Here is a 23,635-nt window from a genome sequence, read left to right as displayed (position 1 = left end):
TTACGGCATGTCAAAGATGAGTTCCGACGAGGACCTCCCCGCCGTCGAGGCGCGCGGTCTGGTCAAGGACTACGGAGACAGCCGGGCCCTGGACGGCGTCGACCTCACCATCCGGCGCGGGCAGGTGTACGGGTTCCTCGGTCCCAACGGCGCGGGCAAGACCACCACCCTGCGCATCCTGTCCACGCTGACCCGCCCGACCGCCGGCACGGCCCGCGTCCTCGGGCACGACGTGGTGGGCGAGGCGGACGCCGTGCGGGCCCGGATCGCGGTGACCGGCCAGTTCGCCTCCCTCGACGAGGATCTGACGGGGCAGGAGAACCTGCTGCTGCTCGCCCGGCTGCGGGGCCTGTCCCGGGCCGCCGCCCGCCGGCGCGCCGACGACCTGCTCGCCGCGTTCGACCTGACCGGCGCGGCCCGCCGCCCGGTGAGCGGCTACTCGGGCGGCATGCGCCGCCGGCTCGACATCGGCGCGGGCCTGATCGTCACCCCCGACCTGCTCTTCCTGGACGAGCCGACCACCGGACTCGACCCGCGCAGCCGCAACCAGGTGTGGGAGCTGGTCCGGCGGGTCGCCGCGGCCGGCACCACCGTGCTGCTCACCACCCAGTACCTCGAGGAGGCCGACCGGCTCGCCGAGCGCATCGCGGTCGTCGACGGCGGCCGGATCGTCGCGGAGGGCACCGGCGCCCAGCTCAGGTCCCGGGTCGGCTCCGCCACCCTGCACCTCAGGCTCCTCGACGCCGAGCAGCGGTCCCGGGCGCGGCAGATCCTCGCCGGCACCCTGGACGGCACGGTCCGGCTCGGCGCCGAACCGCCCTCCCTGTCCGTGCTGTTGAGCACCCCGGCCGACGCCACCGACACGGGCCGGCAGGTCGGTCGCGTCCTGACCCGGCTCGCCGAAGCCGGCGTGGGCGTCGCCGACCTCTCCCTGGGCCGGCCCACCCTGGACGAGGCGTTCCTCGCCCTCACCGGCCGGCAGGCCGCCGCCGACGACCATGAGGAAGTGACCGCGTGAGCCCCCTCGACACCCTGCTCGCCGACGGACGCGTGCGCCACCGCGCCGGGGCGCTCGCCGCCTCGGCCGCCTTCGGACACCGCGCCGTGCTCAAGCTCCGGCACGACCCCAAGCAACTCGTGGACTCGGCCGCCATCCCGGTGCTCTTCACCGTGCTGTTCACGTACCTCTTCGGCGGTGCCGTCAGCGGCTCCACGGACGCGTACCTCAAGGTCCTGCTGCCCGGCGTGCTCAGCATGTCCATCGCCATCGTCACCATGTACGGCGGCGCCCGGCTCGCCCAGGACGTGCGCGGCGGGGCCTTCGACCGCTTCCGGGGCCTGCCGGTCTGGCGCGGCGCCCTCGTCCTCGGCGGCCTGCTCAGCGATGTCGCGCGCTACCTGTTCGCCTCCGCCGTCGTGGTGGGCCTCGGCCTCGTCATGGGCTACCGGCCCGACGGCGGCGCACCCGGGGTGCTCGCCGCCGTCGCCCTGGTCGTCGCCTTCGGCCTCGCGCTCTCCCTGCTGTGGGCCGCGCTCGCCCTGGCCGTCCGGGACCCGGCGGTCGTCCTCGGCATCGCCAACGCCGTGCTGATGCCGCTCTCCTTCGCCAGCAACGTCTTCGTCCGGCCCGGCACGATGCCCGGCTGGCTCCGCGCCTTCGTCGACGCCAACCCGCTCAGCCACCTCGCGAGCGCGTCCCGCCGGCTGATGAACGACACCGGCGGCGCCGGCGGCGAGATCACCTGGTCCCTCCTCGCGACCGCCGCCCTCACCCTGGTGTGCGGGCCCCTGGCACTCCGCCTCTACGCCAGGCAGGGCTGAGGTGCGGCCCGGGCTCCCGCGGAGGTCTGCGTCCGGGAGGCGTCACGGCGCCGCCGGCAGCACATGGTCGCCGACCTGGTCCGTGCTCAGACAGAGCGAGCAGACCACCGCGTCATGCGTGGGGCACCGGGCCACGTCGGGCCGCTCGAAGTCCTGGCGGCAGACGTGGCAGGTGTAGGTGACCGCGCTGGGGTTGCCGTCGGCGTCCAGCCGGGGTTCGGCGATGCCGTCGTCGGTGCGGCGCAGGTAGTAGCGGCCCTTGGTGACCACGGCCATCACCGGGGTGAGCACGAAGGCGAGGACGGCCGCCGCGACGGGGGAGTAGGGCTGGAGGGTGTCGCCCAGGGCGTGGAAGTACATCGCGATGGACAGCCCGGACGCGGCGGTGAACGCGGTGACGCCGACCGGGTTGACGGCGTAGAGCATGCCGCGGCGGAACTCCGGTGCCTGCGGGGAGAGTTTGAGCAGGTACTTGTTGACCATGATGTCGGTGGCCACCGTGACGACCCAGGCGATCGCGCAGTTCGAGTAGAAGCCCAGGATGTCGTTGAGGAAGCTGAACATGTCGGCCTCCATCAGCGCGAGCGCGAAGCCGAGGTTCAGCAGCACGAACACCATGCGTCCCGGATAGCGGCCGGTGACGCGGGTGAAGGAGTTGGTCCAGGCGAGCGAGCCGGAGTAGGCGTTCGTCACGTTGATCTTGATCTGGCTGATCACCACGAGGACGACGGCCAGCGGCACCACCAGCCAGGACGGCAGCATCGCGTCGAAGGCGCCCTTGAACTGCTGGATCGGCTCGGTCGCCGCGGCGGGACCGATCTCCGCCAGCACGTACACCGCGAGGAAGACGCCGATGGCCTGCTTCAACGCGCCGAGGACCACCCAGCCGGGCCCGGCCATGACCACCGCGGTCCACCAGCCCCGCCGGTTCGCCTCGGTGCGCGGCGGCATGAAGCGCAGGTAGTCGATCTGCTCGCCGATCTGCGCGATGAGGGACAGGCACACCCCGGCGCCGAGCAGCACCGACGCGGTGCTCAGGCCCCCGTCGCCGTCGCTGCCCGCATAGGCCAGGAAGCGGTCCACCGTGCCCGGGTCGGCGGCCACGAGGTACATCAGCGGGCCGACCATCAGCAGCAGCCAGACCGGCGTCGTCCACACCTGGAGCTTGCTCAGCGCCTTCATCCCGTAGATCACCAGGGGGATCACCATCAGCGTGGAGAGCAGGTAGCCCAGCCAGAGCGGGAGACCCAGGCCCAGCTTCAGGCCCTGCGCCATGATCGAGCCCTCGAGGGCGAAGAAGATGAAGGTGAAGCTCGCGAAGATGACGCTGGTCAGCACCGAGCCGAAGTAGCCGAAGCCCGAACCGCGGGTGATCAGGTCCAGGTCGATGTTGTAGCGGGCCGCGTAGTAGGCCAGCGGGAAGCCGGTGACGAAGATGACGACCGCCGCGACGGCGATGGCCAGCAGCGCGTTCCCGGTGCCGTGCGCCAGGCCGATGCCGGCGCCGATGGAGAAGTCCGCCATGTAGGCGATGCCGCCCAGCGCGGTCGTCGCCACCACCATCGGCGACCAGCGCCGGTAACTGCGGGGCGCGAAACGGAGGGTGTAGTCCTCCAGCGTCTCCTTCGCGGCCGTCGTCCCCCCGGCGGCCGTCCCCACGGCGCCGGCGTCGACCAGGCGTTCCTCGGTGCTCATCCACGTCTCCTCAACTAGGGCCGGACGGGGGCTCGGTGCTGCCGGGGACGCTAGGCAGCCGCCATTACCCCCGGGTACGCCCCGGATGACGTGGGTGTTTCGGAAGGCTCTCCCCGCCGGCGCGGACGGGCCCCTCCCCGGACGATCAGTCCCGGTGGCGGGCACCGGCGGCCACGAGCAGCGCCTCGGTCGACGGATACGGTCCCTTCGCCGCCCACTCCAGCGGCGCCCACCCCGTGCCGTGGTCCTCGCGCAGATTCGGGTCGGCGCCGTGTTCCAGGAGCGCCCGCACCGCCTCCGTATGGCCCCAACAGGCCGCCGCGCACAGGGGTGTGCCCTCCGAGCCCGTGCCGCTCTCGGTGTCCGGCGCCGCCCCGGCCGCCAGCAGCTCCCGCACGATTCCGGCCGAGCCGTTCACGGACGCCTGGTACAGCGGCGTGGTGCCCGCGGCGTCGGCCGTCTCGGCCGGGGCACCCGACCGCAGCAGCCTCCGCACCCGCAGGAGGTCGTCGACGAGAGCGGCCTCCACCAGCCGCGCGGACAGCTTCTTGCGACGTCGCCTGTTCACGACGCCGACCCTAAGGTGAGCCCGCGGCACTTGACTTGAAGTGCGCTTCAACAAGAACACTCCTCGACGTGGCCCGGACGACCGGGCCCGCAAGGGGAGGAGCACCACCATGAAGTACCGCACCCTCGGCAGCGACCCCGCCCACCGCCGGGAGGTGAGCGTGCTGGCGCTCGGCGCCATGCTCTTCGGGTCGTACACCGACGAGAAGACCTCCTTCGCCGTCCTCGACCGCTATGTCGAGGCCGGCGGGAACTTCATCGACACCTCCAACGCCTACGCCTACTGGCACGACGGCGGGCAGGGCGGCCACAGCGAGGCCCTGCTCGGCCGGTGGCGGCGCAGCCGGGGCGTCGGCGACGAGATCGTCATCGCCACCAAGCTGGGCGCCCGCCCGGCCGCCGCCGGCACCGGCTACATCGACAACCCCGAGGGCCTGTCCGCCAAGGTCGTCCGCGAGTCCGCCGACCGCAGCCGCGAGTTGCTGGGCGTCGACAAGCTCGACCTGCTGTACGCGCACGTCGACGACCTCACCACGCCGCAGCAGGAGACCGTCGAGGCATTCGGCGAGCTGGTCGCGGAGGGCGCCGTCGGGCTGCTCGGCGCCAGCAACCAGGCGATGTGGCGGGTGGAGCGCGCCCGGAACCTCGCGGCGGCTGCCGGAGTGCCGGGCTACGAGGTGCTCCAGTACCAGCACAGTCTCCTCAGGCCCCGCTTCGACATCCCCGGCGAGCAGTTCCCGGACGGCAGCCTCGGCCACGCCGGGCCCGAACTCCTCGGCTACCTGCGGGCCGAGCCGTCCCTCACCCTGGTCGCCTACTCACCGCTGCTGGCCGGTGCCTACGTCCGCGAGGACAAGCCGCTGCCCCCGGACTACGACCACCCGGGCACCCCGGCCCGGCTCGCGGCGCTGCGCGAGGTCGCCCGGGAGACCGGCGCCACCGTCAACCAGGTCGTCCTCGCCTGGCAGATCGGCGCGGACCTGCCGATCGTGCCGCTGGCCGGGGCGTCCTCGGTGGCGCAGCTGGAGGAGAACCTGGCCGCCGTCGACCTGGAGCTGAGCGCCGAGCAGCGCGCCCGGCTGGACGCGGCGTACTGACTCGTGGTCACAGATACGGTCTGCGGTCGGCGCGGGCCCGCTCGTACGCCGCACGGGCCCGTGCCGGCGCCTCGCGGCCGGACACCTCGGCCACCGGCACGTCCCACCAGGCCTCGGGCGGGGGCGCGGTGCCGGCCGGGTCGGTCTCGACGTACACGCAGGTCGGGGCGGACGCGTCGCGTGCCGCCGCGAGCGCCTCGCGCAGCTCCCGCACCGTCTTGGCGCGCAGCACCCGCAGGCCGAGTCCGGCCGCGGTGGCGGCGAGGTCGACGGGGAGCGGGGCGCCGGTGAAGGTGCCGTCGGCGGCCCGGTGGCGGTAGGCCGTGCCGAACCCCTCGGCGCCCACCGCCTCGGACAGGCCGCCGATGGAGGCGTACCCGTGGTTCTGCACCAGGACCAGCTTCACCGGCAGGTTCTCCTGCACGGCGGTGACGACCTCGGTCGGGTTCATCAGAAAGGTGCCGTCGCCGACCAGCGCCCAGACCCGGGTGCCGGGCGCCGCCTGCTGGACGCCGAGCGCGGCCGGGATCTCGTAGCCCATGCACGAGTAGCCGTACTCCAGGTGGTACTGGCGCGGGGAGCGGGCCCGCCACAGCTTGTGCAGGTCGCCGGGGAGGGAGCCGGCCGCGTTGATCACCACGTCCGTCTCGCCGACCACCGCGTCCAGGGCGCCGAGCACCTGCGTCTGGGCCGGCACCGCGTCCTCGTCGTCGGCGCGGTAGGCCCCGGCCACGACGGTGTCCCAGCGCTCCTTGCCGGCCCGGTACTCCGTCTCGTACGAAGGGTCCACGCGGTGGCCGGCCAGCGCCTCGGCCAGGGCCGTCAGGCCCGCGCGGGCGTCGCAGACCAGGGGGCGGGCGGCGAGCTTGTGGGCGTCGAAGGCGGTGACGTTGAGGTTCAGGAAGCGGACGTCGGGGTGCTGGAAGAGGGTGCCGGAGGCGGTGGTGAAGTCGGTGAGCCGGGTGCCGACCCCGATCACCAGGTCGGCGGCGCGGGCCAGGCCGTCGGCGACGGCGGTGCCGGTGTGGCCGATGCCGCCGAGGTCGGCCGGGTGGTCGTGGCGGAGCGAGCCCTTGCCGGCCTGGGTGGCGGCGACCGGGATGCCGGTGGCGTCCACCAGCGCGGCGAGCGCCTGCTCGGCCTCGCTGTGGTGGACGCCGCCGCCGGCGACGATCAGCGGGCGCTCGGCGGCGCGGATCGCGTGCACGGCGTCGGCCAGTTCGGCCGGGTCGGGCGCCGGCCTGCGGACCCGCCAGACGCGCTCGGCGAAGAACTCGGCCGGCCAGTCGTACGCCTCCGCCTGCACGTCCTGCGGGAGCGCGAGGGTGACCGCGCCGGTCTCCGCGGGGTCGGTGAGCACGCGCATCGCCTTGAGCGCGGAGGGGATCAGCGCCTCGGGGCGGGTGACGCGGTCGAAGTACCGGGAGACCGGGCGCAGGGTGTCGTTGACCGAGAGGTCGGCGGAGACCGGGTGCTCCAGCTGCTGGAGCAGCGGGTCGGCGGCGTGCGAGGCGAAGTAGTCGCCGGGCAGCAGCAGGACCGGCAGCCGGTTGACGGTGGCGAGGGCCGCGCCGGTGACGAGATTGGTGGCCCCGGGCCCGATGGACGTCGTCACCGCCTGCGCGGAGAGCCGGTTCAGGTGCCGGGCGTGGCCGACCGCCGCGTGCACCATGGCCTGCTCGTTGCGGCCCTGGTGGAAGGGCATGAGGTCGGCGTACTCGACCAACGCCTGCCCCAGCCCGGCCACGTTGCCGTGGCCGAAGACGCCCCAGGTCCCGGCGATCAGGCGGTGCCGGCGGCCGTCCCGCTCCGTGTACTGGGCGGCCAGGAACCGCACCAGGGCCTGGGCGGTGGTCAGCCGGTTGGTGGAGGTGGGCATGGCGGACCTCACGGGGACGGGTGGCCGGACGGGGCCGGCGCGGAGTACAGGGGGAGGCGGGGGTCGGCCGGCTGCCCGGTCCAGGTGTCGCGGACCCAGGCGTGGTCGGGGTGGTCGCTGATCAGCCAGGCCCGTTCGGCGCCGGGGCCGGCCATGACGTTGAGGTAGTACATGTGGTGGCCCGGCACCGCCATCGACGGGCCGTGCCAGCCGTCGGGGATGAGCACCACGTCGCCGTCGCGGACCTCGGCGAGGACGTCGGTGGTGCGGCCGGGGCCGGAGGGGGAGACCCGCTGGTAGCCGAGGCCGGGCACGCCGTCGTGGGCGGCGAACTCGAAGTAGTAGATCTCCTCCAGGACCGACTCCTCGCCCGGCCGGTGCTCGTCGTGCTTGTGCGGCGGGAAGGACGACCAGTTGCCGCCGGGGGTGAGCACCTCCACCGCGATCAGCCGGTCGCAGGCGAAGACGTCGGCCGCCGCGAAGTTGTTGACCTGCCGGGAGCAGCTGCCGCCGCCGCGCAGCTCCACCGGCACCGAGGCGGCCGGGCCGTGGCGCGCGGGCAGCCGCCGCTCGCACCGGGCGCCGGTCAGCGCGAACCGGCCGCCGGCCGCCGAGGAGACGGTGGCGTGGGCGTCGCGCGGCACGTAGGCGAAGTCGCTCACGGCGCTGAACACGTCTTTTCGGCCGACGAGTTCGAAGACGTGCCGGCCGGCCTCGTCGGTGACCGTGACGGTGCAGGAGCCGGCCAGGGGCAGCACGATCCACTCGCTGTCCCCGCCGGCGAAGGTGTGCGTGCCGCCCGGCGGCAGGGTGAGGACGCGCAGCGAGGAGTGGTCCCAGCCGGCCGTCTCGGGCGTGACGTGGACCGTGTACGGGCCGCCCCGGGCCGTGCCCGCGGCGAGGTGGTGCGTCATCGGCTGCCTTCCGGTCACAGGGCGTCCTCCGTCACTGGCTCTGCTCCGTCCCGTGTTCCCCGTCCGCCCCCGCTCAGAGCAGGGCGACGGCCGCGTCCACCGCCTCCGCCACTCCGCCCTCGGCCGGATAGAGCAGCGAGCGGCCCACGACCAGGCCCCGCACGGTGGGCAGCCGCAGCGCCGCGCGCCACCGCTCGTAGACGGCGGCCTGCTCCCCGGGCCGGCCGCCGATGTCGCCGCCGAGCAGGACCACCGGCAGCGTGGAGGCCGCGAGGACCTCGGCCATGGCGTCCGGGTCGCGGGTGACGGGCAGTTTCAGCCAGGTGTAGGCGGAGGTGCCGCCCAGTCCCGAGGCGATGGCCACCGACCGGGTGACGGCCTCGGGGGAGAGGTCGGTGCGCAGCCGGCCGCCCTCGTCGCGGCGGCAGATGAACGGCTCGACGAAGAGCGGCAGTCGGTGGCGGGCCATGGCGTCGACGGCCCGGGCGGTGGCCTCCAGGGTGGTCAGCGAGCCCGGGTCGTCGTAGTCGATGCGCAGCAGCGCCTTGCCGGCGTCGAAGCGCAGCCGGGCGAGGTCCTCGGCGCGGTGGCCGGTGAAGCGGTCGTCCAGCTCGAAGGCGGCGCCCGCGAGGCCGCCGCGGTTCATCGAGCCCATCACGACCTTGCCCTCCAGGGCGCCGAGCAGCAGCAGGTCCTCCAGCACGTCGGCGCTGGCCAGGACCCCGTCGACGCCGGGCCGGGACAGCGCGGTGCACAGGCGTTCCAGCAGGTCGGCCCGGTCGGCCATGGCGAGCCGGCGCTCGCCCACGGCGAGCGCGCCGCGCGCCGGGTGGTCGGCGGCCACGATCATCAGGCGGCCGGAGGCGCCGAGCAGCGGGCGTCGGGCGCGGCGGGCCGCCGCCTCGGCGACGGCCTCCGGGTGCCGCGCCCGTATCGCGGTGAGGCCGGTGACGCGCGAGGTCACGGGCGGTCCCCGGCACGCTCCAGCAGCTCCGCGACCTCCGCCTCGGCCGGCATCGCCGAGGAGCAGGCGAGCCGGGAGGCGACCAGGGCGCCGGCCGCGCCCGCGAAGCGCACGGTGCGCTCCAGGTCCCAGCCGGCCAGCAGGCCGTGGCAGAGGGCGCCGCCGAACGCGTCGCCCGCGCCGAGCCCGTTGACCACCTCGACCGGCACCGGCGGCACGTCCGCGCCGCGCCCGTCGCGGTGCACGGCGAGGACGCCCTTCGGGCCCTGTTTGACGACGGCCAGCTCCACGCCGGCCGCGAGCAACGCCTCGGCGCAGGCGTGCGGTTCGCGGATGCCGGTGGCGATCTCGCACTCGTCCAGGTTGCCGACCGCCACGGTGGCGTGCCGCAGGGCCTCGGCGTAGTGGGGGCGGGCGGCGTCGGGGTCGCGCCAGAACATCGGGCGCCAGTCCAGGTCGAAGACGGTGGTCCCACGCCGTGCGCGGTGGGCGAGCGCCGTCAGCGTCGCCGTGCGGCTCGGCTCCTCGCTCAGGCCGGTGCCGGTGACCCAGAAGACGCGGGCCGCGGCGATCGCCGCCAGGTCCAGTTCGTGCGGGTGGATCTCCAGGTCGGGGGCCTTGGGGAGGCGGTAGAAGTAGAGCGGGAAGTCGTCCGGCGGGAAGACCTCGCAGAAGGTGACCGGCGTCGGGTAGGCCGCGACCGGCGTGACCCAGCGGTCGTCGACGCCGAACTCCCCGAGCGCCCGGTGCAGATACGCGCCGAACGGGTCGTCGCCGGTGCGGGTGATCACCGCCGAGGCGCGGCCGAGGCGGGCGGCGGCCACCGCCACGTTGGCCGCCGAGCCGCCGAGGAACTTGCCGAAGGACTCGACCTCCGCCAGCGGCACGCCGGTCTGCAAGGGGTAGAGGTCCACCCCGATCCGGCCCATCGTGATGAGATCGAGACGCTGTGCCGACGCGGTCATGTGCGACGCTCCTCAGGCTGGGCGGGGGCCTGTTGGCTCTCAGGTGTAGGACGCCCCGGCACCCTTGTCAAGGCTTTGTCCGTACATTCGGACCTGTGGGCGAAATGATGTCTTGACATTGCCTTGACAGTGGCCCGCACACGCACTTGTATCCGGTTCCAGCGCCACCAGCCGTCGCACAGTGAGGTGCAGGAAAGATGGTCCGCTCTTCGCATGCCCGCTTCCGCAGATCCACCCCCGCCGTGGCCCTCGCGACGGCCGCGGCCCTGGCCCTCGCCGGCTGCTCCAGCGACTCCGGCGGCAAGAAGGCCGACGAGAAGGACGACTCCGGCGTCTCGGCGGGCAGGGCGAACACCCCCCGTCTGACCATCGCCCTGATCACCCATCAGGCCCCGGGCGACACCTTCTGGGACATCGTCCGCAAGGGCGCGGAGGCCGCCGCGGCCAAGGACAACGTCAAGCTGGTCTACTCCGCCGACCCGAACGCCGGCAACCAGGCCAACTTCGTGCAGAACGCCATCGACCAGAAGGTCGACGGCATCGCCGTCACCCTCGCCAAGCCCGGCGCCCTGCGCTCGGTCCTCGGCAAGGCGAAGCAGGCCGGAATACCCGTCGTCGGCCTCAACTCCGGCCTCGCGGACTGGAAGAAGCTCGGCCTGCTGGAGTTCTTCGGCCAGGACGAGAGCGTGGCCGGCGAGGCGTTCGGCAGGAAGCTGAACGACGTCGGCGCGAAGAAGGCAGTCTGCGTCATCCACGAGCAGGGCAACGTCGGCCTCACCCAGCGCTGCGACGGCGTGCGGAAGACCTTCGAGGGTTCGCTCGAGAACCTCTACGTCAACGGCACCGACATGCCCTCGGTGAAGTCCACCGTCACCGCCAAGCTCAAGCAGGACGGCGACATCGACCACGTCGTCACCCTCGGCGCCCCCTTCGCCATGACCTCCGCGCAGGCCGTCGAGGAGACCGGCGGCAAGGCGAAGGTCGCCACCTTCGACCTCAATAAGGACCTGACCGGCGCCATCGAGAAGGGCACCGTCGAGTTCGCCGTCGACCAGCAGCCCTACCTCCAGGGCTACCTCGCGGTGGACGGCCTGTGGCTGTACAAGAACAACGGCAACTACACCGGCGGCGGCGAGCAGCCGGTGCTGACCGGACCCGCCTTCGTGGACAAGTCCAACGTGGCGGCCGTCTCCGCGTACGCCGAGAAGGGCACCCGCTGATGAGTGCCACCGGGCAGCACGCGCCGGCGGCCACCGCGCCGCCGGCCGGCGACCCGGCGCCGGGCGACGGGCGGACCCGGCGGCGCCCCCTGGCGCTGCGGCTGCTCGCCCGGCCCGAGGTCGGGGTGTTCCTCGGCGCCGCGGCCGTGCTGGTGTTCTTCCTGATCGCCGCGCCCACGCTGCGCAGCGGCGGCTCGATGGCGACGGTGCTCTACCAGTCGTCCGTCATCGGCATCATGGCGCTGCCGGTGGCGCTGCTGATGATCGGCGGGGAGTTCGACCTGTCGGCCGGCGTCGCCGTGGTGACCTCGGCGCTGACCGCCGCCATGCTCAGCTACCAGCTCACCGTGAACGTCTGGACCGGCGTCCTCGTCGCCCTCCTCGCCTCCCTCGCGGTCGGCGCGTTCAACGGCTGGGTGCTGACCCGGACCGGCCTGCCCAGCTTCCTGGTCACGCTCGGCACCTTCCTGATCCTCCAGGGCGTCAATCTGGCGGTCACCAAGGCGGTCACCGGCAACGTCGCCACCGACGACATCAGCGACATGGACGGCTTCGACCAGGCCAAGGCCCTCTTCGCGTCCTCCTTCGACGTCGGCGGCGTCGACATCAAGATCACCGTGGTGTGGTGGCTGGTCTTCGCGGCGCTGGCCACCTGGCTGCTGCTGCGCACCAAGTACGGCAACTGGGTCTTCGCGGTCGGCGGCAACCAGGAGTCGGCGCGCGCGGTCGGCGTCCCCGTCACCTTCACCAAGATCACGCTGTTCATGCTGGTCGGCCTCGGCGCCTGGTTCGTCGGCATGCACCAGCTGTTCTCCTTCAACACCGTGCAGTCCGGCGAGGGCGTCGGCCAGGAGCTGATCTACATCGCCGCCGCCGTCATCGGCGGCTGCCTGCTCACCGGCGGCCACGGCTCGGCCGTCGGCCCGGTCTTCGGCGCCTTCATGTTCGGCATGGTCAACCAGGGCATCGTCTTCGCCGGCTGGAACCCCGACTGGTTCAAGGCGTTCCTCGGCGCGATGCTGCTCGGCGCCGTCCTGATCAACCTGTACGTCCGACGCGCGGCCACCCGGAGGTGAGCGGCATGACCGGCAGCACCCCCACCGCGCCCGCCCCCGCAGAGGGCCCGCCGCTCGTCGAACTGCGCGGCGCCGGCAAGTCCTACGGCACCCTCCGCGCCCTGCACGGCATCGACCTCGCCGTGCACGCCGGCCGGGTCACCTGCGTGCTCGGCGACAACGGGGCCGGCAAGTCCACCCTCATCAAGATCATCTCCGGGTTGCACGCGCACACCGAGGGCGAGTTCCTGGTCGACGGCGAGCCGGTGCGCTTCGGCACCCCCCGCGAGGCCCTGGACCGCGGCATCGCCGCCGTCTACCAGGACCTCGCCACCGTCCCGCTGATGCCGGTGTGGCGCAACTTCTTCCTCGGCTCCGAACTCACCCGGGGCCCCTGGCCGCTGCGCCGCCTGGACATCGCCCGGATGAAGCGCGTCGCCGACGAGGAACTGCGCGCCATGGGCATCGTCCTGGACGACCTGGAGCAGCCCGTCGGCACCCTCTCCGGCGGCCAGCGCCAGTGCGTCGCCATCGCCCGCGCCGTGCACTTCGGGGCCCGCGTGCTCATCCTGGACGAGCCCACCGCGGCGCTCGGCGTGCGCCAGTCGGGCGTGGTCCTGAAGTACGTCGCCGCCGCCCGGGAACGCGGCCTCGGCGTCGTCCTCGTCACCCACAACCCGCACCACGCCTACCTGGTCGGCGACCGCTTCGACGTGCTGCGCCTCGGCACCCTCGAGCTGAGCGCCGCCCGCGCCGACATCACCGTGGAGCAGCTGACCGAGCACATGGCCGGCGGCGCGGAGCTGGCCGCGCTCGAGCACGAGCTGGCGCGGGCCGGCGGGGTGGACGCGGGGTCGCCGCCGGGGCCGGACGCCACCGGGACCGTACCCTCGGAACCCACCGGCCCGGCTCCCACCGGCCCGGGCCGTACCGAAGGGAAGCCCTGACATGCCCGCAGCCCTGGACCGCATCCGCGTCGGCTCGGCCCCGGACTCCTGGGGCGTCTGGTTCGCCGACGACCCGCGGCAGGTGCCCTGGCGGCGCTTCCTGGACGAGGTCGCCGAGGCCGGCTACGGGTGGATCGAGCTGGGGCCCTACGGATATCTGCCCACCGACCCGGCCCGGCTCGCCGACGAGGTGGCCCGGCGCGGCCTGAAGGTGTCGGCCGGCACGATCTTCTGCGGCCTGCACCGCGGACCCGCCGAGTGGGACGCCACCTGGGAGCAGGTGAGCCGGGTCGCCGCCCTGGCCCGGGCCGTGGACGCCTCGCACCTCGTCGTCATCCCGTCCTTCTGGCGCGACGACAAGACGGCCGAGGTCCTGGAGCCGCCGGAGCTGACCGCCGAGCAGTGGGGCCACCTGGCCCGCGGCATGGAGCGGCTCGGCCGCGAGGTGCGGGACGCCTACGGCCTGGACGTCGTCGTCCACCCGCACGCCGACACCCACATCGACACCGAGGAGCACGTCGAGCGCTTCCTCGACGCCACCGACCCCGCCCTGGTCGGCCTCTGCCTGGACACCGGTCACTACGCCTACTGCGGCGGCGACAGCGTCGAGCTGATCGAGGCCTACGGCGAGCGCCTCGGCTACCTCCACCTCAAGCAGGTCGACCCGGAGGTCCTCGCCGGGGTGCGGGCGGATGGCCTGCCGTTCGGCCCGGCCGTGGGGCGCGGGGTGATGTGCGAACCGCCGGGTGGCGTACCCGAGTTGGGCCCGGTCCTCACGGCGGCCCAGCGGCTCGGCGTCGACCTGTTCGCCATCGTCGAGCAGGACATGTACCCGTGCGAGCCGGACCGGCCGCTGCCCGTCGCCACCCGCACCAGGAGGTTCCTGCGCTCCTGCGGGGCGTGAGGCGCCCCTCCGGGATGTGGGACGGCACCGACGCGACTAGCGTGCGAAGCACGGACCGTTCCTCTCGGGAGGCTGTCATGGGCTCGCGCCTCAACCCGTACCTCAGCTTCGGCGGCGACGCCCGCCAGGCGATGGAGTTCTACCGGGACGTCTTCGGCGGCTCCCTGACCCTGAGCACCTTCGGTGACTACGGGCCGTCCGACGCCGCCTACGCCGACAACATCATGCACGGCCAGCTGGAGACGCCGAGCGGCTTCACCCTGATGGGTGCCGACACCCCGCCCGGCGAAGAGCACCACCCGGCGAGCGGTTACTCGGTGAGCCTCAGCGGCGACGACGCCGACGAGCTGCGCGGCTACTGGGAGAAGCTGTCGGCCGACGGTTCGGTGTCGGTGCCGCTGGAGAAGCAGATGTGGGGCGACGTCTTCGGCATGTGCACCGACCGCTTCGGCGTGCCGTGGCTGGTGAACATCGCCGGGCAGGCCGCCTGAGCGGGCCGTTCGGCGGATCCCGCCGATCACCCGGCGGGCGGGCCCACGAAGATCGGCGAGACGCCCCCTAGCCGCCCCCGACCCCGACCCAGCCGCCGCTCCGAGCCGACCGGACCATGGCGTCCACGACGGCCGCGCCGCGCACCGCGTCCGGCAGGCCCGCGCCGTGCGGGACGCCCTCGGCGACGGAGCGCAGGAAGCGGTACGCCTCCACCACCTTCAGGTCGTCGTAGCCCATGGCGTTCGCGGCGCCGGGCTGGAAGGCGGCGAACTCCCCGTGCCCGGGGCCGACCTGGACGGTGCTGACCGGCTGGTCCTGGTAGGCGGTGCCGCGCGCGACTCCCAACTCGTTCATGCGCCTGAAGTCCCAGAACACCGCGCCCTGTGTGCCGTGGACCTCGAAGCCGTAGGCGTTCTGCTCGCCGACCGAGACCCGGCACGCCTCCAGGACGCCGCGGGCGCCGGAGGCGAAACGCAGCAGGCAGGAGACGTAGTCCTCGTTCTCGACCTGCCCCGGCGCGCCGCCCGCGGCCCGGGCGTGGCCGGCGGTGGCGCCGGCGGGGCGGGCCCGCTCGGGCAGGAAGACGGCGGTGTCGGCGGTCAGGGCGTCGATCTCGCCGAGCAGGAAACGGGCCAGGTCGGCCGCGTGCGAGGCCAGGTCGCCCAGCACCCCGCTGCCGCCGCGCTCGCGCTCGAAGCGCCAGGTCAGCGACGCCTCGGGGTGGGCGGCGTAGTCGCTGAAGAAGCGGACGCGGGCGTGCGTGACGGCGCCGATCCCGCCCTCGGCGATCAACTCGCGGGCGGCCTCCACGGCCGGCGCGTTGCGGTAGTTGAAGCCGACCGCGCCCTGCACGCCGGCCGCGGCGACGGCGTCCGCCACCGCCCGCGCGTCCTCGGCGCCGAGGCCGACCGGCTTCTCGATCCACAGGTGCTTGCCGGCCTCGGCCATGGCCACACCGATCTCGCGGTGCAGGAAGTTCGGCGCGGTGACGCTGACCGCCCGCACGCGCGGGTCGGCGGCCACCTCGCGCCAGTCGCGGGTCGCCGTGGCGAAGCCGAACTGCTCTGCGGCGCTCTCCGCCCGCCCCGGCACCTCGTCGGCGACCGTCACCAGCTCGGGACGGAGCGGCAGCAGCGGGTAGTGGTGCCGGACGCGGGCGTACGCCCGGCTGTGCACCCGGCCCATCCAGCCGAACCCGACGACGGCGACCCCGAACGCCTCCACCGCTTGCCCCATGGCAGCCCTCCGCCGGACGGAACCGGATCGTGTCCAGGCCACCCTGTTCGCGGCCGGGCCATCATGTCAACCATTTGACAGGACATGTGGCCCCGGCGATCGCCGGGGGGCGGGCCGCTACTCCCCGAGGTCGATGGCGTAGACCTTGCGCAGCGTCTCGTGCACCGTCCAGGTCGTCCGGTCGCCCTCCCGCAGCACCGCCAGGTCGCCGGGCCCGACCCGCAGCGTGGCGCCCCCCTGCACCTCGATGGTCGCGGAGCCGCTGAGCACGACGAACATCTCGTCGGCCTCGGTGTCGGTGACGACGCCCGGGGTGATCTGCCAGACGCCCCGGATCCGCCGTCCGTCGGCCGACTCCCAGACCACCTTGCCGGTCACCTCGGGGGTGCCGGAGACGATCTGGGCGGGGTCGAGGGGCTCGGGTTCGAGCTCGGCGTCGGGTACGTGGACTGCGAAGCTGTGGGTCATGCGGCGACGCTAGCCGGGGCGTGCGGTGCGGTGGGGGCGACAGGGTGCTGCGTGTCCGGTGCCGGGCGCGGACACATCGTCGGGTAGCCGGCTCCGGGCGGGGGGTGCGGTGGATTGTTGACGGTTGTACTTGTCCGGACCTAGCGTTCATCCCCACGCACGCGGAGAAGGACGACCATGCCGAACCACACCCGTCCGAGCAGCGGGGAACGGGCCAGACAGCACGCGCTCGGCCGGCTGCGGCAGGCCATCCTGCGCGGCGAGATGGCGCCGGCGCAGCGCCTGGTCGAGAACGAGCTGGCCGAGCGGTACGGGGTGACCCGGGCCAGCGTCCGGGCCGCGCTGATCGACCTGGAGTCCCAGGGGCTCGTGGAGCGGGTCCGCAACCGCGGTTCGCGGGTGCGGGTGGTCGGCGTCGAGGAGGCGGTCTCCCTGACCGAGTGCCGCCTGGTCCTGGAGGGACTCTGCGCGGCCAGGGCGGCGGCGGCCGTCGACGACGAGCAGGCCGCCGAACTGGCGGACCTGGGCGCCGCGATGCGCCGGACGGTGGCGGACGGCGACCCGCTGGCCTACGCGGAGCTGGCCCACCGGCTGCACCACCGGATCCGGGAGCTGTCCGGCCAGTTCACGGCGATGGAGCTGCTGGAGCGCCTGGACGCCCAACTGGTCCGCCAGCTGCTGCGGCTGGCCTTCCGCCCGGGCCGCACCCGCCGGTCCCTCGACGAGCACCTGGCCGTCATCAAGGCGGTCACGGCCAGGGACCCGCAGGCGGCCGAGGCGGCCGTACGCGCCCACCTCACCAGCGTGATCGAGGCCCTGCGCGCGGGCTGAGCCGCCCGGCTCACCGACCGCGGCGGGACAGCCAGGCCGCCGCCAGGGCGCCGGAGACGTTGTGCCACACGCTGAAGACCGCGGCCGGCAGCGCGGCCAGCGGGCTGAAGTGGGCGGTGGCCAGTGAGGCCGCGAGCCCGGAGTTCTGCATGCCGACCTCGAACGCCATGGCCCGGCTGCCGCCCTCCCCGAGCCGCCCGAGCCGGCCCGCCCCGTAACCGAGCGCCAGACCCAGGCCGTTGTGCAGCACCACGGCGACGAACACCAGCGCCGCCGCCGACTTGATGGCGTCGGCGCTGCCCGCGACGACCACCGCCACGATCACGGAGATCGTCAGCGCCGACAGCCAGGGCAGCACGGGCAGCGCGCGGCGCAGCCGGCGCCCGCCGAGGAACCGCACCAGCAGCCCGGCCAGGACCGGCAGCAGCACGGTCTTCAGGATGTCGGTGACCATTGAACCGGCGTCCACGGGCAGGTACTCACCGGCCAGCAGCAGCGTCAGCGGCGGGGTGACCAGCGGGGCGAGCACGGTGGACACGGTCGCCACCGACACGGACAGCGCCACGTCGCCGCGGGCGAGGTACGTCACCACGTTGGAGGCGGTCCCGCTCGGCGCGCATCCGACGAGGATCACGCCCGCGGCGAGCTGCGGCGACAGGTGCAGCAGATGCGCGATCGCCCACCCCAGGCCCGGCATGATCACGTAGTGCGCCACCAGGCCGAGCGCTACGGCCCACGGCCGCCGCGCCACCCCGCGGAAGTCCTCCGGCGTCATGGTGAGGCCCATGCAGAACATCACCACGCCGAGCAGGTACGGCACCGCCTCGCCCCACCCGGTGAAACTCCCCGGCGCCGCGAGGCCGAGGGCGCCGGCCGCGAGGACCAGGAGGGGGAAGAGGGTGACGGCCCGCCGGGCGGCCCGCTCGCCCGCCCCGGCCTCCTCACCGGCTTGCTGTTCGGTTCGTTCGGTACGCACCGTGCGAGACAACGCCTGGTGGCGGGCCTCCCGCAAGGCCGTCTCGCGATGTGATCATCTCGCCGGGCGGCTCCGAGAGGGGGACCGGTCGTCCCTGGATGAGCTGTGCCTTCATCCGCGGACGGGAGCGGAGGAGCGTTGCCGGTGGCGGGTCCTCCGCCCCCGGACCGGCCGGCACGGCCGTCCCGGGCACCCACCGCGACGAGAGGTTCCTCATGAGCCCGCAGACCATCGCCCTGATCACCGGCGGCAACCGGGGACTGGGCCGCGCCACCGCCCTCGCGCTCGCCGAGGCGGGCACCGACGTCATCGTGACCTACCGGTCGCACCAGGAGGAGGCCGCCGCGGTCGTCGACGCGGTCACCGCCCTCGGCCGGCGTGCCGTGGCACTGGAGCTGGACACCACCGCCTTCGACACCTTCCCCGCCTTCGCCGCCGCCGTCCGGGACGCCCTCGGGGCGACCTGGGACCGGGACACCTTCGACTTCCTGGTCAACAACGCCGGAGTCGCCGCCGCCTCACCGCTGGGCGAGACCACGCCGGACGTCTTCGACCTCCTGACGGACGTGCACTTCAAGGGCGTGTTCTTCCTGACCCAGGCACTGCTGCCGCTGCTCGCCGACGGGGGCCGGATCGTCAACCTCTCCACCGGCCTGACCCGGTTCGTGAGCGAGGGCTGGTCGGTGTACGCCTCGCTCAAGAGCGCGGTCGAGACGTACACGCGCTACCTCGCCAAGGAGCTCGGCGGGCGCGGCATCAGCGTCAACGCCGTCGCGCCCGGCCCGGTCGGCACCGACTTCGGCGGCGGCGGCATCCGCGACGACGAGGAGTTCCGCGCGCTGCTCGCCGGGCAGACCGCGCTCGGCCGGGTCGGCGTCCCCGAGGACATCGGCGCGGTGATCGCGGCCCTGCTGGCCCCCGGCACCGGCTGGATCACCGCCCAGCGCATCGAGGTGTCCGGCGGCTCCCTGCTGTGACGCCGCGCGAGCAGTCGCCGGGACGCACATCATCGTCGAGACCGAGGAGCAGAGACATCATGACGCAACCCGAGTACACCGTCCCCGACCTGACCGGCAGGCTCGCCGTGGTCACCGGCGGCAGCGACGGCATCGGCCTCGGCCTGGCCACCCGGCTCGCCGGCGCCGGCGCCGAGGTCGTCCTGCCCGTACGCAACCCCGCCAAGGGCGCGGCCGCCGTCGACCGCGTCACCGCGGCCCACCCGGGTGCCCGGGTCTCCACCCGCACCCTCGATCTGTCGTCCCTGGGCTCCGTCGAGGCCCTCGCGGACGGCCTGCTGGCCGAGGGCCGCCCCATCCACCTCCTGGTCAACAACGCCGGCGTCATGGAGCCCCCGGCACGGCAGGAGACCGAGGACGGCTTCGAGCTCCAGCTCGGCACCAACCACCTCGGGCACTTCGCCCTGACCGCCCGCCTGCTGCCGCTGCTGCGGGCCGGCGGGGCGAGGATCACCTCCCAGACCAGCGTCGCCGCGCGGACGGGCGGCATCCGCTGGGACGACCCGCAGTGGCGGACCCGCTACCGGCCCGGCGGCGCCTACCGCCAGTCCAAGATCGCCCTGCTGCTGTTCGCCACGGAGCTGGACCGGCGCGCCGGCGCGCTCGGCTGGGGCATCACCAGCAACGCCGCCCACCCCGGCGTCACCCCCTCCAACCTGCTCGCCGCCCAGCCGCACATGGGCCGGTCCCGGGACACCACCGCGGTCCGGCTGATCCGGGGCATGGCCCGCACCGGCGTCCTGGTCCAGCCGGCCGAGGCCGGACCGCTGCCCGCCCTGTACGCGGCGACCGGCCCCGACGCCCGCGGCGGCGCGTTCTACGGCCCCGGCGGCTTCCTCCACCTGCGCGGCGCCCCCGCCGAGCAGCCGCTCTACCGGACCGCCCGCGACCCCGAGGACGCCCGCCGGATCTGGGAACTGTCCGAGGAGCTGACCGGGGTCCGCTTCCCCGGGGCCGGACAGGGCGAGGTCTGAAAGGATCGGCACCATGGACCGAGCCCAGCTGGCCGACTTCCTGCGCACCCGAAGAGAGGCCACCCAGCCAGAGGACGTCGGCCTGCCCCGTGGGCCCCGGCGGCGCACCAGGGGCCTGCGCCGCGAGGAGGTCGCCGCGCTCTGCGGGATGTCCACCGACTACTACGCCCGCATCGAGCAGCGGCGCGGCCCCGTACCCTCCGAGGCGATGCTCGCCGCCCTCGCCCGGGGCCTGCACCTGTCCCTGGACGAGCGCGACCACCTCTTCCGCACGGCCGGCCACAACACCCCCAGCCGGACCCTGCCCACCGAGCACATCTCGCCCGGCATGCTGCGCATCCTGGACCGGCTCGACGACACCCCCGCCCAGGTCCTCAACGCGCTGGGCGAGACGCTGGTGCAGACCCGCCCGGCCGTCGCGCTGGTCGGCGACGAGACCCGCTTCACCGGCCTGGCCCGCAGCGTGGCCTACCGCTGGTTCACCGACCCGCACGCCCGGCGGATCTACCCGGAGGCGGACCACCCCGCCCACGGCCGGATCTTCAGCAGCGAACTGCGCGCCGTCTACTCACGCCAGGGAGCCCGCTCCCGCGCCGGCGAGATCGTGGACGCCCTGCTGGAGCGCAGCGAGGAGTTCGCCGCCCTGTGGAGCGCCCACGAGATCGGCCTGCGCCACGAGGCGGACGCCAAGCGCATCCAGCACCCCGACCTCGGCCTCCTGGAACTGCACTGCCAGGTCCTCTACGACGCCGACCAGGCCCAGGTCCTCCTGGTCTACACCGCCACACCCGGCACGGAGAGCCACGAGAGACTGCGCCTGCTCTCCGTGCTCGGCGACCGGCAGCCGCACGCCTGACGCCGGCCGCCGTGACGGTCAGGCACTCGCCGCAACCTCCTCCCCGCCGAGGCCCGGATCGATGAGGATCTTGGCGTGCGCCTCGGGGTCGGCGAGCGCCGTGAAGGCGTCCGGGACGCCGGCCAGCCCGACCCGCCCGGTGACGAGGTACGAGGCGTCGAGGGTGCCGTCGGCGAGGGCGTGCAGGGTGTCGCGGAACTCCAGCGGGGTGTACCCGACGACGAAGCGCAGGTCCAGCTCCTTGTTGACCGCGAGGGACGGACGGAGCACGTCCTCGCCCATGCACACGCCGACCACCACGACCCGCGAGTGCAGCGGCGCCCCGGCCAGCACGGAGTCGAGCATGCCGGGCACCCCGACGCACTCGAAGACCACCGGACGCTCCGGCGCGGTCGCCCCGATCCGGTCCAGGGCGCGCCAGGCCGTCCACCACGGCACCGGCAGGCGGCCGAGCTTCTCCAGGGCGTCGATGCCGGCGTTGTACTCGTCCGGCATCGCGCGGACGAAACCGCGCCCGGCGGCGGCCTCCTCCCACGGGGACCCGGTCGCCGGGTCGACGGTGACGTCGGCGCCGCACCGCTCGGCCAGCGCCCGCCGGGCCGCCGAGTAGTCACTGGCGACGACGGTGGCCACGCCCCGGGCCTTGAGCACCGCGATCACCGCGAGGCCGACGGGGCCGCAGCCGAGGACGACCGCGGTGTCCTTGCGCGTCACCTCGCCGCGGGCGACGGCGTGCCAGGCCACGGCCATGGGCTCGGTCAGGGCGGCGACGTCCGCGGGCAGGCCGTTCGGCACCGGCAGGGTGAGCGCCTCCTGCACGACGACCTGCTCGGCGTACCCGCCGGGGGCGTCGGCGGAGAGGCCGATGCCGTCGACCTGGCGACCGCGCCGGACCAGCGGGACGGCGACCACCGGGGTGCCGGTCCTGAACCTGCCCGAGGTCCAGGGGCCGTGCTCGGCCACCTCCCCGTAGATCTCGTGCCCCAGGATCACCCGCTGCCCGGAGCGCAGATAGCGCGGGTAGCCGCACAGCCGGAGCGTGTCCGCGAGGTCGTCACCGTGCCGCCGGGCGTGCAGGTCCGAGCCGCAGATCCCGCACCGCTTGACGTCGAGCAGCAACTGGCCCGCCCCCGCGCGGGGGGCCGGCAGGTCGACCGGTTCCACCCGGCCCCCGATGAGGGTCGCGGCCCTCATGAGGCGTCCGCGGTGGTGGCCGACCGCCGCTCCCCGGAGGTCCGGGGAGCGGCGGGTGTGAGGTGATAGGCATCCGGCTTCCACCGGGTGGCCCGGCGGCGGAAGGCGAACGTCCAGTCGGGGTAGAGGGTGGCGTTGCGGCCGTTGGCGTCCCGGTAGAACGTCCGGCACCCGCCGGTCTCCCACACCGTGGTGGCCAGCTTGCGGTCCAGCTCGGCGTTGTACGCGTCGTGCACCCGCCGGTCCACCTCGATGGTGGCCGCGCCGGAGACGTCGAGCGCGCGGATCGCGTTCTTCACGTGCTCGGCCTGGGCCTCGATCATGTAGACCATCGAGCTGTGCCCGAGGCCGGAGTTGGGGCCGAGGAACATGAAGAAGTTGGGGAAGCCGGGCACGGACACGCCGAGGTAGGCCCGCGGCGAGCCCGCCCACATGGCGTTCATCGACTCCCCGGTGCGGCCGTACACCCGGTCGGCGAAGGGGATGTCGGTGACGTGGAAGCCGGTGCCGAAGACGATGGTGTCGACCTCGCGCTCCACCCCGTCCGCGTCGACCACACTGTGCTCGCGGATCTCGCGCAGGGCCCGGGGCACGAGCTCGACCTGAGGCTTCTGCAGCGCCGGGTACCAGGCGTTGGACGGCACGATCCGCTTGCACCCCAGGGTGAAGTCCGGGGTGAGGGCCCGGCGCAGGGCCGGATCCGCCACCTGCCGCTCCAGGTGCTTGCGGGTGACGCCCTGGAGCACCTTCATCAGCTGCGGGCGCTTGGCGAAGCCGAGCACCAGCACCTCCTTGGCGGCGTACGCCTTCCCGCGCTCGATCCGCTGCCGCAGCGGCCGGGCCCGGAACGCGGCGCGCTCGGCGTCGGTGACCGGCCGCTTGTCGTGCGGGGTGATCCAGGGGGCGCTGCGCTGGAAGACGTACAGCCTGCCGACCCGGTCGGCGATCTCGGGCACGTACTGGATCGCGGAGGCCCCGGTGCCGATGGAGGCGACCCGCTCACCGGTCAGGTCGTGGCCGTGGTCCCAGCGCGCCGAGTGCATCAGCGTGCCCCGGAAGCGGTCGATGCCGGGGGCGTCGGGCAGCTTGGGCTCGGTGAGCGGGCCCACGGCGGAGACCAGGACCTGCGCCGTCCAGGGCCCCTCGCTCGTCGCGACGTGCCAGAGCCCCCGCTCCTCGTCCCAGCGGGCCTCCTCGACCTCCACCCCGGTGCGCAGGTGCGGGCGCAGCCCGAAGCGGTCCAGGCAGCGGCGCAGGTAGTCCTGGATCTCGGGCTGCGGCGAGTAGGTCGAGGTCCAGTCGGGGTTGGGGGCGAAGGAGAAGGAGTAGAGGTGGGAGGGGACGTCGCAGCGGCAGCCGGGGTAGGTGTTGGAGCACCACACCCCGCCGACGTCGTCGCCGCGTTCGAGGATGCGGAAGTCGGTGAACCTCGCCGCGCGCAGCGCGCGCCCGAGCGCGATGCCGGAGAAGCCGCTTCCCACGATGAGGACTTGAGCGTGCTGAACCACGGAACGTTCTCTTTCTGTAGGTGCTGTGGGCGCGGTGGGCGTCCTGCCGATGCCGG

23 protein-coding genes are annotated in these 23,635 nt (G+C 73.8%); 12 read left to right on the top strand and 11 right to left on the bottom strand.

From position 1 onward, the window contains the following. The first annotated feature begins 7 nt into the window (after positions 1 to 7). Together ACGFZL_RS26400 and ACGFZL_RS26395 are read left to right on the top strand one after the other, a co-directional pair. Positions 8 to 1,018, top strand: coding sequence for an ATP-binding cassette domain-containing protein (locus tag ACGFZL_RS26400; protein ID WP_393695330.1), 1,011 nt, complete (start codon positions 8 to 10; stop codon positions 1,016 to 1,018). After that, positions 1,015 to 1,821, top strand: a complete 807-nt coding sequence (locus ACGFZL_RS26395) for an ABC transporter permease (protein WP_393695328.1) — start codon at positions 1,015 to 1,017, stop codon at positions 1,819 to 1,821. The genes ACGFZL_RS26400 and ACGFZL_RS26395 overlap by 4 nt, the downstream gene beginning before the upstream one ends. 42 nt (positions 1,822 to 1,863) lie before the next feature. On the opposite strand, the gene ACGFZL_RS26390 is transcribed toward ACGFZL_RS26395, so the two are convergent. Beyond that, positions 1,864 to 3,516 (bottom strand): purine-cytosine permease family protein, encoded by a 1,653-nt coding sequence (locus ACGFZL_RS26390; protein WP_393695326.1) that lies wholly within the window; start codon positions 3,514 to 3,516, stop codon positions 1,864 to 1,866. A gap of 145 nt (positions 3,517 to 3,661) precedes the next feature. Then, positions 3,662 to 4,084, bottom strand: a complete 423-nt coding sequence (locus ACGFZL_RS26385) for an ankyrin repeat domain-containing protein (protein WP_393695324.1) — start codon at positions 4,082 to 4,084, stop codon at positions 3,662 to 3,664. A gap of 109 nt (positions 4,085 to 4,193) precedes the next feature. Between ACGFZL_RS26385 and ACGFZL_RS26380 the strand changes: the two genes are divergently transcribed. Next, positions 4,194 to 5,180, top strand: coding sequence for an aldo/keto reductase (locus ACGFZL_RS26380; protein ID WP_393695322.1), 987 nt, complete (start codon positions 4,194 to 4,196; stop codon positions 5,178 to 5,180). 7 nt (positions 5,181 to 5,187) lie between these two features. Here ACGFZL_RS26380 and iolD read toward each other — a convergent pair whose 3' ends face one another. From iolD to iolC, 4 genes are all read right to left on the bottom strand, one after another. After that, positions 5,188 to 7,059 (bottom strand): 3D-(3,5/4)-trihydroxycyclohexane-1,2-dione acylhydrolase (decyclizing), encoded by a 1,872-nt coding sequence (gene iolD / locus ACGFZL_RS26375; protein WP_393695320.1) that lies wholly within the window; start codon positions 7,057 to 7,059, stop codon positions 5,188 to 5,190. 8 nt (positions 7,060 to 7,067) lie between these two features. Next, a complete protein-coding gene (gene iolB, locus ACGFZL_RS26370) occupies positions 7,068 to 7,973 on the bottom strand; it encodes a 5-deoxy-glucuronate isomerase (protein WP_393695397.1) in 906 nt (301 codons plus the stop codon). A 73-nt stretch (positions 7,974 to 8,046) separates the two neighbouring features. After that, complete coding sequence (locus ACGFZL_RS26365) at positions 8,047 to 8,937, bottom strand: deoxyribose-phosphate aldolase (RefSeq protein WP_393695318.1); 891 nt, start codon at positions 8,935 to 8,937, stop codon at positions 8,047 to 8,049. Continuing rightward, positions 8,934 to 9,902 (bottom strand): 5-dehydro-2-deoxygluconokinase, encoded by a 969-nt coding sequence (iolC, locus tag ACGFZL_RS26360; protein ID WP_393695316.1) that lies wholly within the window; start codon positions 9,900 to 9,902, stop codon positions 8,934 to 8,936. Before iolC ends, ACGFZL_RS26365 begins: the two co-directional genes overlap by 4 nt. Before the next feature lie 197 nt (positions 9,903 to 10,099). Between iolC and ACGFZL_RS26355 the strand changes: the two genes are divergently transcribed. The 5 genes from ACGFZL_RS26355 (at position 10,100) to ACGFZL_RS26335 (ending at position 14,519) form a co-directional block, all read left to right on the top strand. After that, positions 10,100 to 11,122 (top strand): sugar ABC transporter substrate-binding protein, encoded by a 1,023-nt coding sequence (locus ACGFZL_RS26355; RefSeq protein ID WP_393695314.1) that lies wholly within the window; start codon positions 10,100 to 10,102, stop codon positions 11,120 to 11,122. Further along, on the top strand, positions 11,122 to 12,198 hold the full coding sequence (locus tag ACGFZL_RS26350) for an ABC transporter permease (protein ID WP_393695312.1): 1,077 nt from the start codon (positions 11,122 to 11,124) through the stop codon (positions 12,196 to 12,198). Before ACGFZL_RS26355 ends, ACGFZL_RS26350 begins: the two co-directional genes overlap by 1 nt. A 5-nt stretch (positions 12,199 to 12,203) precedes the next feature. Beyond that, the gene (locus ACGFZL_RS26345; protein ID WP_393695310.1) at positions 12,204 to 13,124 is read left to right on the top strand and encodes an ATP-binding cassette domain-containing protein; all 921 of its coding nucleotides are present in this window, start codon (positions 12,204 to 12,206) and stop codon (positions 13,122 to 13,124) included. A 1-nt stretch (position 13,125) separates the two neighbouring features. Continuing rightward, entirely contained in the window at positions 13,126 to 14,028 is a 903-nt protein-coding gene (locus ACGFZL_RS26340) for a sugar phosphate isomerase/epimerase family protein (protein ID WP_393695308.1), read from the top strand. Between the two features lie 77 nt (positions 14,029 to 14,105). Then, complete coding sequence (locus ACGFZL_RS26335) at positions 14,106 to 14,519, top strand: VOC family protein (protein ID WP_393695306.1); 414 nt, start codon at positions 14,106 to 14,108, stop codon at positions 14,517 to 14,519. Positions 14,520 to 14,586: 67 nt separating this feature from the next. Here ACGFZL_RS26335 and ACGFZL_RS26330 read toward each other — a convergent pair whose 3' ends face one another. After that, positions 14,587 to 15,756, bottom strand: coding sequence for a Gfo/Idh/MocA family protein (locus ACGFZL_RS26330; protein ID WP_393695304.1), 1,170 nt, complete (start codon positions 15,754 to 15,756; stop codon positions 14,587 to 14,589). A 117-nt stretch (positions 15,757 to 15,873) separates the two neighbouring features. Next, positions 15,874 to 16,224 (bottom strand): cupin domain-containing protein, encoded by a 351-nt coding sequence (locus ACGFZL_RS26325; protein ID WP_355175862.1) that lies wholly within the window; start codon positions 16,222 to 16,224, stop codon positions 15,874 to 15,876. Between the two features lie 177 nt (positions 16,225 to 16,401). Here ACGFZL_RS26325 and ACGFZL_RS26320 point away from each other — a divergent pair, with 177 nt between their 5' ends. Beyond that, positions 16,402 to 17,055, top strand: coding sequence for a GntR family transcriptional regulator (locus ACGFZL_RS26320; RefSeq protein WP_393695302.1), 654 nt, complete (start codon positions 16,402 to 16,404; stop codon positions 17,053 to 17,055). Positions 17,056 to 17,065: 10 nt separating this feature from the next. Here ACGFZL_RS26320 and ACGFZL_RS26315 read toward each other — a convergent pair whose 3' ends face one another. Beyond that, on the bottom strand, positions 17,066 to 18,031 hold the full coding sequence (locus ACGFZL_RS26315; protein WP_393695300.1) for a bile acid:sodium symporter family protein: 966 nt from the start codon (positions 18,029 to 18,031) through the stop codon (positions 17,066 to 17,068). A 215-nt stretch (positions 18,032 to 18,246) separates the two neighbouring features. On the opposite strand from ACGFZL_RS26315, the gene ACGFZL_RS26310 reads away from it, so the two are divergent. From ACGFZL_RS26310 to ACGFZL_RS26300, 3 genes are read left to right on the top strand one after another with little or no spacing between them, the layout of a single operon-like run. Further along, positions 18,247 to 19,008, top strand: a complete 762-nt coding sequence (locus tag ACGFZL_RS26310; protein WP_393695298.1) for an SDR family NAD(P)-dependent oxidoreductase — start codon at positions 18,247 to 18,249, stop codon at positions 19,006 to 19,008. Positions 19,009 to 19,067: 59 nt separating this feature from the next. After that, positions 19,068 to 20,021 carry an SDR family oxidoreductase gene (locus ACGFZL_RS26305; protein ID WP_393695296.1) on the top strand — a complete coding sequence of 318 codons (954 nt, stop codon included), beginning with the start codon at positions 19,068 to 19,070 and terminating at the stop codon, positions 20,019 to 20,021. A gap of 13 nt (positions 20,022 to 20,034) precedes the next feature. Continuing rightward, positions 20,035 to 20,877, top strand: a complete 843-nt coding sequence (locus ACGFZL_RS26300; protein WP_393695294.1) for a helix-turn-helix transcriptional regulator — start codon at positions 20,035 to 20,037, stop codon at positions 20,875 to 20,877. Between the two features lie 18 nt (positions 20,878 to 20,895). Here the strand turns inward: ACGFZL_RS26300 and ACGFZL_RS26295 are convergent, their stop codons facing one another. Continuing rightward, positions 20,896 to 22,071 carry a zinc-binding dehydrogenase gene (locus ACGFZL_RS26295; protein ID WP_393695292.1) on the bottom strand — a complete coding sequence of 392 codons (1,176 nt, stop codon included), beginning with the start codon at positions 22,069 to 22,071 and terminating at the stop codon, positions 20,896 to 20,898. Next, positions 22,068 to 23,579 carry a flavin-containing monooxygenase gene (locus ACGFZL_RS26290; RefSeq protein WP_393695290.1) on the bottom strand — a complete coding sequence of 504 codons (1,512 nt, stop codon included), beginning with the start codon at positions 23,577 to 23,579 and terminating at the stop codon, positions 22,068 to 22,070. Before ACGFZL_RS26290 ends, ACGFZL_RS26295 begins: the two co-directional genes overlap by 4 nt. Positions 23,580 to 23,635: the final 56 nt, after the last annotated feature.

Source organism: Streptomyces sp. NPDC048182 (assembly GCF_043202555.1).
GTDB lineage: Bacteria > Actinomycetota > Actinomycetes > Streptomycetales > Streptomycetaceae > Streptomyces.
This window is presented reverse-complemented; position numbering and strand designations above follow the sequence as displayed.